The 13,253-nt window shown below is 64.6% G+C and carries 14 protein-coding genes and 4 tRNA genes; 13 read left to right on the top strand and 5 right to left on the bottom strand.

Going from position 1 to position 13,253, the window contains the following annotated elements; all coding sequences use genetic code 11:
- Positions 1–61 precede the first annotated feature (61 nt).
- The 8 genes from HB634_RS21345 (at position 62) to ychF (ending at position 7,561) form a co-directional block, all read left to right on the top strand.
- Entirely contained in the window at positions 62–1,801 is a 1,740-nt protein-coding gene (locus HB634_RS21345; RefSeq protein ID WP_345777523.1) for a tetratricopeptide repeat protein, read from the top strand.
- Complete coding sequence (lolB, locus tag HB634_RS21340; protein ID WP_255548732.1) at positions 1,798–2,412, top strand: lipoprotein insertase outer membrane protein LolB; 615 nt, start codon at positions 1,798–1,800, stop codon at positions 2,410–2,412. The genes HB634_RS21345 and lolB overlap by 4 nt, the downstream gene beginning before the upstream one ends.
- Before the next feature lie 45 nt (positions 2,413–2,457).
- Entirely contained in the window at positions 2,458–3,846 is a 1,389-nt protein-coding gene (gene ispE / locus HB634_RS21335) for a 4-(cytidine 5'-diphospho)-2-C-methyl-D-erythritol kinase (RefSeq protein WP_213950082.1), read from the top strand.
- 39 nt (positions 3,847–3,885) lie between these two features.
- Positions 3,886–3,962: transfer RNA gene (locus HB634_RS21330), tRNA-Gln, on the top strand.
- A gap of 71 nt (positions 3,963–4,033) precedes the next feature.
- Positions 4,034–4,972 carry a ribose-phosphate diphosphokinase gene (locus tag HB634_RS21325; RefSeq protein WP_213950081.1) on the top strand — a complete coding sequence of 313 codons (939 nt, stop codon included), beginning with the start codon at positions 4,034–4,036 and terminating at the stop codon, positions 4,970–4,972.
- Between the two features lie 83 nt (positions 4,973–5,055).
- On the top strand, positions 5,056–5,709 hold the full coding sequence (locus HB634_RS21320) for a 50S ribosomal protein L25/general stress protein Ctc (RefSeq protein ID WP_213950027.1): 654 nt from the start codon (positions 5,056–5,058) through the stop codon (positions 5,707–5,709).
- 147 nt (positions 5,710–5,856) lie between these two features.
- On the top strand, positions 5,857–6,435 hold the full coding sequence (gene pth, locus HB634_RS21315; protein ID WP_063573734.1) for an aminoacyl-tRNA hydrolase: 579 nt from the start codon (positions 5,857–5,859) through the stop codon (positions 6,433–6,435).
- A gap of 34 nt (positions 6,436–6,469) precedes the next feature.
- A complete protein-coding gene (gene ychF, locus HB634_RS21310; protein WP_213950026.1) occupies positions 6,470–7,561 on the top strand; it encodes a redox-regulated ATPase YchF in 1,092 nt (363 codons plus the stop codon).
- A 256-nt stretch (positions 7,562–7,817) separates the two neighbouring features.
- On the opposite strand, the gene HB634_RS21305 is transcribed toward ychF, so the two are convergent.
- Both HB634_RS21305 and HB634_RS21300 read right to left on the bottom strand, forming a co-directional pair.
- On the bottom strand, positions 7,818–8,423 hold the full coding sequence (locus HB634_RS21305; protein ID WP_213950025.1) for a DUF6338 family protein: 606 nt from the start codon (positions 8,421–8,423) through the stop codon (positions 7,818–7,820).
- 174 nt (positions 8,424–8,597) lie between these two features.
- On the bottom strand, positions 8,598–8,897 hold the full coding sequence (locus HB634_RS21300; protein ID WP_213950024.1) for a hypothetical protein: 300 nt from the start codon (positions 8,895–8,897) through the stop codon (positions 8,598–8,600).
- A 110-nt stretch (positions 8,898–9,007) separates the two neighbouring features.
- On the opposite strand from HB634_RS21300, the gene HB634_RS21295 reads away from it, so the two are divergent.
- Complete coding sequence (locus HB634_RS21295; protein WP_213950023.1) at positions 9,008–9,475, top strand: MarR family transcriptional regulator; 468 nt, start codon at positions 9,008–9,010, stop codon at positions 9,473–9,475.
- A 15-nt stretch (positions 9,476–9,490) separates the two neighbouring features.
- Here HB634_RS21295 and HB634_RS21290 read toward each other — a convergent pair whose 3' ends face one another.
- From HB634_RS21290 to HB634_RS21280, 3 genes are read right to left on the bottom strand one after another with little or no spacing between them, the layout of a single operon-like run.
- Positions 9,491–9,865: an STAS domain-containing protein gene (locus HB634_RS21290; protein WP_063573787.1), complete on the bottom strand. Its 375-nt coding sequence runs from the start codon at positions 9,863–9,865 to the stop codon at positions 9,491–9,493.
- A complete protein-coding gene (locus HB634_RS21285; protein ID WP_063573788.1) occupies positions 9,862–10,287 on the bottom strand; it encodes an ATP-binding protein in 426 nt (141 codons plus the stop codon). The genes HB634_RS21290 and HB634_RS21285 overlap by 4 nt, the downstream gene beginning before the upstream one ends.
- Positions 10,268–12,181, bottom strand: coding sequence for a SpoIIE family protein phosphatase (locus HB634_RS21280; RefSeq protein ID WP_213950022.1), 1,914 nt, complete (start codon positions 12,179–12,181; stop codon positions 10,268–10,270). The genes HB634_RS21285 and HB634_RS21280 overlap by 20 nt, the downstream gene beginning before the upstream one ends.
- 101 nt (positions 12,182–12,282) lie before the next feature.
- On the opposite strand from HB634_RS21280, the gene HB634_RS21275 reads away from it, so the two are divergent.
- From HB634_RS21275 to HB634_RS21260, 4 genes are all read left to right on the top strand, one after another.
- A complete protein-coding gene (locus tag HB634_RS21275; protein WP_159892979.1) occupies positions 12,283–12,768 on the top strand; it encodes an acyl-CoA thioesterase in 486 nt (161 codons plus the stop codon).
- Between the two features lie 166 nt (positions 12,769–12,934).
- Positions 12,935–13,020 (top strand) — tRNA-Tyr (locus HB634_RS21270).
- Between the two features lie 17 nt (positions 13,021–13,037).
- A tRNA-Gly gene (locus tag HB634_RS21265) sits at positions 13,038–13,111 on the top strand.
- A gap of 27 nt (positions 13,112–13,138) precedes the next feature.
- Positions 13,139–13,214 (top strand) — tRNA-Thr (locus HB634_RS21260).
- The last annotated feature ends 39 nt before the right edge of the window (positions 13,215–13,253 follow it).

The following is a 13,253-nucleotide window of genomic DNA, read 5'->3' as shown; positions in this document are numbered from 1 at the left end:
ATTGTGCGCTAACAAGGCGTGTGGCTCTTGCAGCGCCCTATCGATTATGACGGAGACTAGTGTGCTGAGCGGTCGGTTCAAGTTCAAGCAACTGCGGCATTGTGTGGTCCTGGCCAGCCTCATGGCCGCCGCGACCGGGTGTGCCGTGGCGCCCCACGAGGCGCCCCGAGCGACCCGAACCGGCGTCCAGCCCCTCGATCGGCTCCAGGTGGCCATTCTGCCACCCGAGCGCGATGTCCAGGCCCAGCTCATGGCAGGTGACTTTGCGCTGGCCGCCAACGATCTCAAGGCCGCCGCCGACGCGTACGGCAAGGCGGCGCAGCTCAGTGACGACCCCCGCGTTGCCGGGCGGGCGACCGAGCTGGCCCTGGCGGTGCACGACCAGGCCGCGGCCACCAGGGCGCTGGACCGCTGGGCGGCACTCCACGCCAAGCCGCTCGATCTGGCCGAGGGCAGGGCGAGGGTGGCCCTCGATCGCGGGGATACGGCAGAGGCCGAGCGCCAGCTCGACGCCATGATCGCCACCGGTGATGCGGACGCCTGGCGCGACATCGGCCGGACCCTGATGAGCGCGCGCGACGCCGCCCAGGCGGGCGTGCTGCTCGAGAAGATCGCCACACCGCAGCGACTGCCGAACGATTCGAGTGCCTGGCTGGCGATGAGCGAGCTGGGCGAGAACCTGGGCCGCCACGATTACGCGAAGGCTATCGGGGATGGCGCCATGGCGCGTTTCCATGACGGCACCACCTACGCCTGGGCCGCGCAGCAGAAGTTTCGTGCCGGCGACAAGGAAGGTGCGAAGAAGCTGTTCGCCAAGGCCGTCGCCAAGGATCCGAAGAACACCCGCCTGCGCCTGGCCTACGCCAGTGTTCTGGCTCAGGGCGGTGACGAGAAGGCAGCCGCGAAGCTGCTCGCAGCGGGCCCCCAGGACAGCGATACCTACACGATGCGGATGACGCTCGCTGCCCGTGCGAATGACAAGGCGGCCGTGGCGCGCCTCTACGAAGACATTCGCCACCGGCCTGACGATGTCCAATCCGACAACGCCTTCACCCTGGGCCAGTTGGCCGAGTTACTCGGCAAGGACGAGGACGCGCTGGACTGGTACGCGGCGGTCGGCGACGACGATCCCCACATTTACGACGCGTCGGTTCGCAGCGCCGTTGTCCTTCACACGCAAGGCAAGGACGATGACGCGCATGAGATCGTCGCCGAGCTGCAGACCACCTATGCCGATCGCCCGGAGCAGTTGCTGAAGGCCTTCGCGCTCGACGGCGAGTTGTACATGGACGCCCGTCAGTTCGATGCCGCCGCCGCCTCATACAGCAAGGCGTTGCGCGTCAAGGCTGACGATACCGACATGCTTTACGGTCGCGGCCTCGCCTACGCTGAGGCGGGAAAGATCGATCTTTCGGTCGCCGACTTCCGCAAGGTGCTGGAGCTCAAGCCGGGCGACGTCGAAGCGAGTAACGCGCTCGGCTACACGCTGGCAGACAACGATCGCGATCTCGGCGAGGCGCAAAGCCTCATCGAGGCAGCCCGCAGTGCCCGTCCGGACGACCCGTCCGTCGCCGATTCCTGGGGGTGGCTGCAGTTCCGCCAGGGTCAGCTCGACCAGGCGGAGAACACCCTGCGCAGCGCGTGGCTCAAGCGCAAGGACGCGGACATCGGCGTGCACCTCGCCGAAGTGTTGTGGGACCGTGGCGAGCACGACGAAGCCCGCAAGGTGCTCAACGAAGTGCGCCGCATCGATCCCAAGAACGCTTCCCTGGAGCGGACCGAACGGAAGCTCAGCCCTTGAGGTTCCTACCGAAAAGCGTCGTCCTGCTGCCAATGCTATTGCTTGCCGCCTGCGCCACCACGAGGGTTCCGGTGCGCATCCAGGGCGACGCGGCCACGCTCGGCATGCAGGAGCAGCGCGAACGCAGCCTCGCCGATACCGACCACTGGACGCTCGAGGGCAAACTGTCCGTCAGTGACGGCAAGGACAGCAACTCCGGCTCCTTGACCTGGCGGCAGGACGGCGAACGCTACGAATTTACCGTGCGTGGACCGATCACCGGCCGTACGTTCCGGCTCACCGGCGGTCCTGACGGCGCCGAGCTGGCGGGTCTGGATGGCGGCCCGCGCCGCGGCGCCGACGCGGAATCCCTCATGGCGAGCACCGTGGGCTGGCAGATTCCCCTGGCAGAGCTGAAGCGCTGGGCGCTTGGCCTGCGCGCCGATACCGGGCCGGCGGACATCGCCTTCGGAGACGACCGGCTGCCGTCGCGCCTGGTTCAGGATGGCTGGACCGTCGACTACAAGCAGTGGGACGTGACGCGGCAACCGGCGATGCCTACGCGGGTGTTCGCGGAAAAGGCGCCATACAAGGTCAGGCTATCGGTGGAGAACTGGTCGTTCGGGCGATAGCCCCCGCCGCTATACTCCGCCCCTGTCGAAGCACCCCGGCCCATGATGAATTTCCAGATCTCCCGCGCTCTCGCGGACGACGCCGAGCGCCTCTGTGCCATCGAGCGGGCGGCCGTCGAGCTGTTCCGTGGACACGAGGCGTGGCACAGCTATTCCTCGATGGCGCTGCCCGGCGACGTTGTTCGTGAGTTGATCGTCCGTGGCCTCGTATGGGTCGCCACGGTCGACGAAGAGATCGTGGGCTTCGTGTGCCTCGATACGGATGGCCTGCCCGATACGATCGGGGTGGCGGAGATCGACGTGCTCCCGGCCTTCGGCGGCAAGGGCATTGGTGCGGCGCTTCTCGAGCATGCCTGCCGGTGGGCTCGCGAGGCGGGGTATCGCCGGGTTGACCTCGGTACCCTGGCCGACGTGCCCTGGAATGCGCCGTTCTACGCCAAGCATGGCTTCAGCGTGGTCGACAAGCACGCGCCGGCGCTCGCCCGCGCGCTTGCGCGTGACCGTGAAAATGGCTTCCCCGACCACCTGCGCGTGTTCATGAGCCGCCCGCTGGCGCCGTTGGAGGAGGGCGACTGGACCGTCTGGCCCGCTCCGGCCAAGCTCAACCTCTTTCTTCGCATCGTCGGTCGCCGCGATGACGGGTACCACGAGTTGCAGACCGTCTTCCGCCTGCTGGACTGGGGCGATGAGGTGAGGCTGCGGATTCGCGGCGACGGCGTCATTACGCGGCCCAATCCCATCAGTGGCGTTCCCGAAGACGCGGACCTGACCGTTCGCGCCGCGCGTCTCCTGGCCGCTGAGACGCGGACCGAGCTGGGCGCGGATATCGAGGTCGCCAAGCGCATTCCCATGGGCGGTGGGCTGGGGGGCGGCAGTTCGGATGCGGCGTCCGTGCTTGTCGGCCTGAACCTGCTGTGGCGCACCGGCCTTGATGAAGACGCCCTGGCGGCGCTCGGTGTCAGGCTCGGCGCGGATGTCCCGGTCTTCGTCAGGGGGCGCTCGGCCTGGGCCGAGGGGGTGGGCGAACAACTGACCCCGATGCGTCTGCCGCGCCGCTGGTATGTCGTGGTCGACCCCCGCGAGAACGTGCCCACCGGCGCGCTTTTCAAAGCCACCGAATTGACACGAAATGCCCCGCGGGCGACAATTTCATCCTTTGTTTCTGGGGATTCTGCGGAGAACGCCTTCGAACCGGTGGTTCGCGCGCGTCACCCGCAGGTAGCGGCTGCACTGGACTGGCTGGGTGGCTTCGGCCAGGCGCGCCTGTCCGGCAGTGGTGGTTGCATTTTTCTGGAAACGAGAACCCACGAGGCGGCCCTTGCGGTCGCCTCGCGCTGTCCCAGGGGCTTCAGGGCCCATGTGGCGGCGGGTATCGACCCCTCGCCGCTGCACATCGCGCGGCAACGGATCGAGGCTTCGGGCATCGTGTCGTAAGGACGGGAAAGGCCGCGGGCTGCGGCAGAACGTATTTGTTGGGGCGTCGCCAAGCTGGTTAAGGCACGGGATTTTGATTCCCGCATACGCAGGTTCGAATCCTGCCGCCCCAGCCACCGTTCGCGGTGGCAGAGCCGATCCATCCCTCTCTCACGCCAGGAGTTCCTACGTGGATACGTCCACCCCGATGCTGTTCAGTGGCAATGCGCACCGCCTGCTCGCCGACGATGTCGCCGCCCGTCTCGGTATTCCGCTGGGTAAGGCCCTCGTCGGCCGGTTCAGCGATGGCGAGGCTCAGATCGAGATCGAGGAAAACGTTCGCAAGCAGGAGGTCTTCGTCATTCAGCCGACGGGCGCCCCCAGCGCGGAGAACCTGTTCGACCTGTTGGTGCTGATCGACGCGCTCAAGCGCGCATCGGCCGGCAGCGTGACCGCGGTGATGCCGTATTTCGGCTATGCCCGCCAGGATCGACGCCCGCGTTCGGCGCGCGTGCCGATCACGGCGAAGCTGGCTGCCAAGATGATTGCGACGGCGGGTGCCGACCGCGTTCTGACCATCGACCTGCATGCCGACCAGATTCAGGGCTTTTTCGATATCCCGGTCGACAACGTGTATGCCTCACCGGTGCTCCTGGCCGACATCTGGCGTCACCACAGCATGGATGACCTGATCGTGGTCAGCCCGGACGTCGGTGGTGTGGTGCGCGCCCGCGCCCTGGCCAAGCGCCTCGACGACGCGGACCTGGCGATCATCGACAAGCGCCGTCCGAAGGCGAACGTGGCCACGGTCATGAACATCATCGGCGACGTGGAAGGCAAGACCTGCGTGCTGGTGGACGACATCGTCGACACCGCCGGTACGCTCTGCGCCGCTGCGGCGGCGCTGAAGGAAAAAGGCGCCCGCAAGGTCGTCGCGTACTGCGTCCATCCGGTGCTTTCGGGTGCGGCGATCCAGAACATCGAAGGCTCCCAGCTCGACCAGCTGGTGGTCACCAATACGCTGCCGTTGCGCGACAACGCCCGCGACTGTGCGAAAATCCGCCAGTTGTCGGTAGCGGAGCTGCTCGCGGAGACGATCCGCCGCATCGCCTTTGGCGAATCGGTGAGCTCGCTCTACATCGACTGACGTATCGTTTTTCGGGCTCCCCTGGTCGCGGAGGAGCCCTTTACCAGTCGCCGGAAGGCGGCTTTCAACACTGAGGCAACACCATGTCAACGAATCACAAGCTCACGGCTACCAGCCGCAAGGTCGAGGGGAAGGGTGCGAGCCGCCGCCTCCGCCTGTCTGGCTACGTACCGGCTGTCATCTATGGCGGCACCGAAGCACCGCAGGCCGTTCAGGTCCTGCATAACGACGTCCTGCTCGGCTCGCGCTTCGAGTCCTTCTACTCCTCGGTCATCGACCTCACGGTCGACGGCAAGCTGCAGAAGATCCTGATCAAGGACTGGCAGAAGCACCCGTTCAAGCAGCTCATGCTGCACATGGACTTCCAGCGCGTCAACGAGAACGAAGTCCTCAAGGTCGCCGTGCCGGTGCACTTCCTGAACCAGGAAAAGTCGCCCGCCGGCAAGACCGCCGGTCTGGTCATTTCGCATAACCTGACGGAAGTCACCGTCTCGTGCCTGCCGAAGGACCTCCCGGAGTTCATCGAACTCGACCTTGCCAAGCTGTCCGCCGGCGATATCGTCCACCTGTCCGACCTCAAGCTGCCGGCCGGTGTGGAAATCCCGGAACTGGGCCTGGGCAAGGAACACGACGTTGCCGTCGTGACCGTCGCGTCGGTCCAGGAAGAAGTCGATCCGGAACCGGCTGCAGGCGCGGAAGCACCGGCTGCCGAAGACAAGCCGGCCGACAAGAAGTAATTAGGCAAATGTAGGAGCCGATTCACCGGCGATCAGGGCAATGTAGGAGCCGATTTATCGGCGAAAACCAACGGAGCGGCGATGCCGATTCGTCCAATTGCCCAGCCATCGCCGATAAATCGGCTCCTACAAAAGCCTGATGAAACAATGGCAACACTACGTCTCATCGTCGGCCTCGGTAACCCCGGGGCCGAATACGTCAGGACCCGGCATAACGCCGGGTTCTGGTGTGTCGACGCCCTGGCGATGGATCAGGGAGAGCGTTGGACCTTCGACGGCAAGCTGCATGGCGAAACCTGCAAGCTGCGCCTCGGTGGCGAGACCGTCTGGCTGCTCAAGCCCGCGACCTTCATGAACAAGAGTGGCATCGCCGTTGCTTCGGCGCTGCGCTACTACAAGATCGCGCCGGAAGAGTGTCTCGTCGCACACGACGAGCTCGACCTCCCGCCCGGCACCGTCCGCATGAAGTTCGATGGCGGCCACGGCGGCCAGAACGGATTGCGCGACATCGTGGCCCATCTCGGCCACGGCAAGTTTCACCGCCTGCGGATCGGCATCGGCCATCCGGGGCACAAGGACAAGGTCACCCCGTGGGTGCTCGGCCGTCCCAATGCGGCCGACGAGGACGCCATCATGCACGGCATCGGGCGCGCGTTCGACGTGCTGCCGCTGGCGCTGGATGGCAAGTTCGAAGAGGCGATGAAACGCCTGCATACGGTCGCCTGACCGCACCAATCACTTCTACCGGACCTTAATCGCCATGGGCATCAAATGCGGCATCGTCGGCTTGCCTAACGTCGGCAAGTCCACCCTGTTCAACGCGCTGACGAAGGCGGGCATCGCCGCGGCGAATTTCCCGTTCTGCACCATCGAGCCGAACACCGGCATCGTTCCTGTGCCGGACCTGCGCCTGACGCAGCTCGCGGATATCGTGAAGCCGCAGCGTGTCATTCCGACCACCATGGAATTCGTCGACATCGCCGGCCTCGTGGCTGGCGCGTCGAAGGGCGAGGGCCTGGGTAACAAGTTCCTCGCTCACATCCGCGAGACCGACGCCATCGCGCACGTGGTCCGCTGCTTCGTAGACGACAACGTCATCCACGTGGCGAACAAGGTCGACCCGATCTCCGACATCGAAACCATCGACACCGAGCTGGCGCTGGCCGATCTCGAAGCCGTGCTGAAGGCACTGGACCGTGCGACGCGCGCGGCCAAGGCCAACGACAAGGAGGCGACGGCGAAGAAGCCGGTGCTGGAGAAGCTTCGCGTCGCCCTCGACCAGGGCAAGTCGGCGCGCTCGGCCGGTCTCGATGCGGAAGAGAAGGCGCTCGTCCGTGACATGTTCCTGATCACGATGAAGCCGCTGATGTACATCGCCAACGTGGCGGAAGACGGCTTCGAGAACAACCCGCACCTGGACGCCGTGCGCGCACACGCGGCGCTGGAAGGTGCTGAAGTGGTGCCGGTCTGCGCCTCGATCGAGGAAGAGCTCGGCCAGCTCGAAGACGCCGACCGCGACGAGTTCCTGAAGGACCTTGGCTTCGAAGAGCCCGGCCTCAACCGCGTCATTCGCGCTGGCTACCGTTTGCTTGGCCTGCAAACCTATTTCACCGCCGGTGAGAAGGAAGTTCGCGCCTGGCAGGTCCGCGCCGGCTCCACCGCGCCGCAGGCCGCCGCCGTGATCCACACCGATTTCGAGCGTGGCTTCATCCGCGCCGAGACGGTCGCCTTCGACGACTTCATCAAGTTCAAGGGCGAGCAGGGTGCCAAGGAAGCCGGCCGCCTGCGCCTGGAAGGTAAGGAATACCTGGTGAAGGAAGGCGATGTCCTGCACTTCCGCTTTAACGTCTGATTGCTGGCGTTGTTGTTCGACAAAAAAGCCACGGCTCGCGCCGTGGCTTTTTTGTTAGCGGGGATCGATGTCTTCGACAGCGATAAGGACCCAGCGGTAGCCAGGCGGCGCCTCGGGTCGCGGCACTCGGGCATTCCGAACAGAGGCCTGAAAGAAGCTCGGCGGTGGCGGCGGGGTCGGGTATGGCGGCGGCGGATTTGCATTGTAGAAACGGCCATAGAAAAGCGTATTGATGTCAGGGGTCTGGCGGTCTGGTTTACTCACTGTCGTTCTCCTTCGGCGTCGCGAACTCGACGAGCGCCACGTCGGCCACATTTATCACCATCGCGTAACTGTGTGAAATGTTCCCCGCGGTGCCGGGAAGTTTGCGAGTGGCGTCCGTCACTAGAAAATGGCCTTTCTCAGCGTTCGAGGGCCAGATGACTGGCCAGCCATAAACCGTGGATTTGTCCCTGAGGTGCAACACGACGAATTGCGAATAATCCGAAAAAATGGTGAACCATTCGCAGGGATGCGATGTTCTCGTGGTGACGTTGTGCTTCCGCAGTGCGCCAGGTACCAGATCGTGGTTGGTGATCGTGGCAACGAACAGTCCCAGTCCAAGTGCCGTCAACGCGCCAGCGAACATGTGGCTGTTGGCTGTCCAGTATCCGAACGCATGCCATTCGCCGACGCGCATGGCGAGCAGATTTTCGAGTGCAACAAGGGGTTGGACCACGGCCGTGTATATCAAGGCTTGCACCGTCCGCTCGAACTGAGAAGGTTTTTCGTGCGGAGTCAGCCCGAAGTACACCCAGGTCACGAGGAATCCGGGGGCCAGGTACTGGAGGAGCGCGACGACTTCGGTCGATATCTCGGGCATGTCATCAGTGCCAGGGTGGGCTGGCTAACTTGCCCGGGCGGACGTGCTTCGACCATTCACTTCCGCCCTTGGTGGGATGTAGGTGCGCGCTGAAGGTTATCCGGGGTGGCAAAGTCGATAAGTCTGACTGACGATGGACTGAAGGCGTCCGACGAGGCTTTCAAAAACTCTTCGCTAGTCCCGCGGCCCCGCCGTAACCTTCGCCAGCCACTTCCACCCGACGAGCACGGTCGGCACACCGAGTGACCACCAGAGTCCCGGGCTATCGAGGAACGCGCCGTGCACGAGTGCGCGAGCGGCTGGTCCGTTGCCTATATCGACCGAGGCATGGCAAGCCATGAGGCCCTGCACGATGAGGAAGCCCAGAAGAAAGAGCAGGGTGTAGGGGATGACGCGGATGATATTGCCGATCACTCCGAGGATGTCCGCGACCCAGGTCGATGTGAGGAAATCCCAAAGGTGGCCCAAAATCACGCGTCGCTCCCGATCCGCCCTGGGCCGATGATACGAAGACTCCCCGTGGCCGTGCCGGTAGCACAATTCAATCGCTTGCAATTCAATATCCACGACCCTACATTCGAATCATGAGCAAGAACACCCTCCCGCCAGGCATCGAAGCACCGCGTACCCTCGACGGGCAGCTGTGTTTCGCGCTGTATTCGGCCAATCTGGCCATGGGCAAGGTCTACCGGCAGCTGCTTTCCGGTCTGGACCTTACCTACCCGCAGTACCTGGTCATGCTGGTGCTCTGGGAGGGCGACGGCATCACGGTGTCGGAACTGGGCGATCGCCTGTTCCTGGATTCCGCGACGCTCACGCCGTTGCTGAAGCGGCTGCAGGCGGCAGGTCTGGTCCAGCGGACGCGCGGTACCCACGACGAACGTCAGGTCATCGTCACGTTGACCGACGAGGGCAGGGCGCTTCGCGAGAAGGCGGGTCAGGTCCCGGTGGATGTCTTCTGCGCGACCGGGTGCGGGATCGACGAGGTGATTGGTCTCAAGAGCCAGCTGGAAAAGCTCCGCGCCGGCCTCATCGATACGAACAACGCCTGACCGGCGTGCCGGTGGTCAGCCGGTGATCTGCCGCTGCATGTGATCCAGGTACTGATCCAGTTCCGCCACGCTGGCGAACACTTCGGCCACCGGTACCGCTTTCACGATCTCGAACACCTTCTTCACCTGCGGCTGCGGATTGAGTAACAGCGTGCGGCCGTCGCGGTCGTGCATCTGCTTGCGCAACTGCGCGAGGCTGCGCAGTCCGGCGCTGCTGATGTATTCCAGGCGGGAGAGGTCGATGACCAGCGTGCCGCCGTTGTCCACCATGGGTGTGATGTCACGCAGGGCGCTGTCGAGATCGCCGAAGGTCGCCGCGTCGAGTCGCCCCTCGAGCCAGACGGTGGTGCGGGCAGGGGTCAGGCTTTCGCTGCGAACGATCAGGGTCATAGGGAGGGCTCGTCGGACAGGGAGGGGTCGAACCGGATAACGACACGGTTGCCGTGTGGATCGCGTGCATATTCGAATTCGCTGGCGATGCTGCGCGCCAGGTGGAGGCCCAACCCGCCGACTTCGCGGTGCGCGATGTCACCGGGCAGCTCGGGCGGTTCGTGCTGGAGTGGATCGAATGCCTCGGCGTCGTCGCGCAACTCCAGACGGACGATGTCGGCGTGGATCTCGAGATGGATATCGATCCGGCCTTCGCGGCCGTCCGGATAGCCGTGGCGAACCGTGTTCACCAGCAGCTCTTCGAGAACGAGGCGCACGTCGGCGCGACAGGCATGGTCGATGTCGGCAAGGTCGAGCGTCAGCTCGGCCCGATCAAGGGCGAGGAACACGTCCTCCAGGCGGTTAGGAATGCACAGCCGCATCGAGGCGGGCTCCCTCGGCGCTGGTGTCGTGCCAGGTCAGGGCGAGCAGGGCGATGTCGTCGTAGGCGGCAGCACCTTCGACATAGGCGTCGACATCGCTCAATACATGCTCGACGAAGGTTTCCGGCGTGGCGCCCTCCTCGATGCGCGACACGCTGTCGAGCAGTGCGTGTGCGCCATAGAGCTTCTGGTCTCCCGCGTGCGCCTCGCTGACGCCGTCGGTATACATGAGCACGGTGTCGCCCCCAAGCAACGTGAGTACGCGTACAGGGTAGCGCGCTTCGCGGTCCAGGCCGAGGGCGGGGCCGGTTTCCACATCGACCAGGATGGCACTCCCGCCTGCATGCAGAACGGGTTGTTCGTGCCCCGCGCTGGCCAGTGCGAGCAGCCCGGTTTCGGTCTCGATCACGCCACATAACAGGGTGACGAACATGCAGGTGTCGTTGCCCTTGCACAGTTCCCGGTTGAGCGAACCGAGGATGTCGCTGGGCGAGCGCGCATGGGTGGCGATCGTGCGTGCGAGGGTGATCGTGCGCGCCATGAATAGCGCGGCCGGAATGCCCTTGTCCGAGACATCGCCGACCATGACGCAGACGTGCCTCGCGCCGAGCGCGAAGTAGGTATAGAGGTCGCCGCCGACCGCGCTCGCGGGGCGCAGCGCGGCATGCAGTTCGAGCCGGCCGTCGTCGGCAAGCCAATGGGCCTCAGGAATCAGTGCGAGCTGGATCTGCCGCGCGATTTCGAGCTCGCTGGCCATGCGTTCCTGCTCGCGCGCCGTGCGTTTGGCGGTGTCGATATGCCCGGCAAGCTGATGGCGCATCTGATCGAACGCGCGGGTGAGCCGGCCCACTTCGTCGTTACGGCGAACCACGGGCAGGGCGAAGTCGAGGTCGCCGCGTGAGACATTCTCCGCGCGCTCGGCCAGCACGCCCAGCGGGGCCATCAGGCGGCGCGTCACGACCAGGGTGATCAGCGACACGCCGGCGAGAGCAAGCACGCCGAGCAGGATGTCGACCATATAGGTGTGACGCAGGTCGGCGAGGACCTGACGTTCCGGCATATTCAGGCCGAAGATCCAGCGCGTCCCCTTGATCGGCACGAAGTAAATCCAGACGGGCTCGCTTACGCGGCCGCCTTCCTCCGGTGTGATGCGTACCGGGTTGCGATTCGCCGCCACGGCCGCGAGAAGCGGCCGGCTCCCACGGGTTCCGATATAGGACTCCCAGTCGTGTGCCAGGAACTCGCCATTGGCGTCGAGCACGAAGGCCGATGCGTGCTCGGGCTTGGTCAGTTCACCGAGCAGCTTCTGCAGCCAACCCAGGCTGATGGTGGCGTCGGCGACACCGATCACCGGCAGGTTTTTCCCCGGGATGGCCATGGAGTAGCCGACCAGGGTCTCATTGCGCTCGGTGGAACGGAACGGCGGCTGCCAGCAGCCGTTGTCGCAGTTCAGGCCGCGAATGAACCATGGCGAGCTCCAGTAGGGCTCGGGATCGCTGAGGCGGCTGCCCATGATGATGCCGCCATCCGGCTTGCGCCGCGCGACCGGGGCGTCCTCTTCACGTAGCGCCGAATGGTCGCGGGGAATGAAGGCGGCGCTGATGTCGCCGATCTCGGGGTTGGCCTGGAGGATATCGTGGATGATCGCCGGCGCCTGTTCGCGCCGGGTGCTGAGCAGGCCGGCGAGGACCTGGTCGACCTTGGCGACGCCGTCGATTCGCGCCTGGATGCGGTTGGCGGCTGACCCGGCGATGGCTGCAGCCTCGCGTTCGGTCTGCCGGAGCGTCTGCTCACGGGTATGCGTCAGCAGCAGGCCGCCCGTGACGATCAGGACGATCGCCGACCCCAGCAGGACGGCCAGGGCGAGTCGGGAGGCGACGCTGCGAAGGACCATCGGGTGTTCCACGGGTATGTAGGGCCGAATCTATGCCGGCCGGGGCGGCCGGACAAGCCGTCGGGAGGCCATAATGCGACTTTTCAGAGCAAGGTAATTGCATGCCCGGCACGCAACGTGAGGTCGAATTCCGTTTTCTGGCCCAGCCGACCGACGTGAACTTCGGTGGAAAGGTCCATGGAGGCATGGCGATGAAGTGGCTGGACCAGGCCGGCTATGCCTGTGCCGTGGGCTGGAGCGGCGCCTATTGCGTCACCGCCTCGGTCAGTGGCATCCAGTTCCTTGCCCCCATCCTGATCGGCGACCTGGTCACCGTGCGTGCCCGCCTGATCCATACAGGTACCTCGAGCATGCACCTCTCGGTGGATGTGCTGGCCCGCGACCTGCGCAGCGGCGAGCAACGCCTCGCGACCAGCTGCGTGATGGTCTTCGTGGCGCTCGACAAGCCGGACGGCGGCAAGCCGACCCCGGTCCCGCCGTGGAAGCCGGTGGAAGCGAAAGACCTGCGCCTGCAGGAGTACGCCCTCAAGCTCATGGAGATGTCGCGCGCCATGGAGCCGTTGGTTCTTGCGACCCGCGAGGCGTAAAAACGCTTCCCTTCACAGGGGTACCTCGTTACACTTCGCGGCCCACCCGTCGACGGCCCGTATCGACGGTGTGTCCGGGCCTCCGGAAGCCGTCATTGCACGCTGATTCGCCTGCAGAAGTTATTGACAGTTTCCGGGACGCTCGCGACAATAGGCGTTCTATGTTGGAGGAATACCCAAGCGGCCAACGGGGGCAGACTGTAAATCTGCTGGCTTACGCCTTCGGTGGTTCGAATCCACCTTCCTCCACCAGACGAGTTCCGCGCAGTGCGGGAGTAGTTCAATGGTAGAACTTCAGCCTTCCAAGCTGATTGTGCGGGTTCGATTCCCGTCTCCCGCTCCATTGTAACTTCGCGCGCTGCGTAATCGTGCTCATGTAGCTCAGTCGGTAGAGCACTTCCTTGGTAAGGAAGAGGTCGCTGGTTCGATTCCAGTCATGAGCACCATCTTCGTCGTCCGCGGCGGTTCCTTTTTTACTATCTCAT

Origin of the sequence: Luteibacter sp. dw_328, assembly GCF_018449605.1 — a bacterium.
GTDB lineage: Bacteria > Pseudomonadota > Gammaproteobacteria > Xanthomonadales > Rhodanobacteraceae > Luteibacter.
This window is presented reverse-complemented; position numbering and strand designations above follow the sequence as displayed.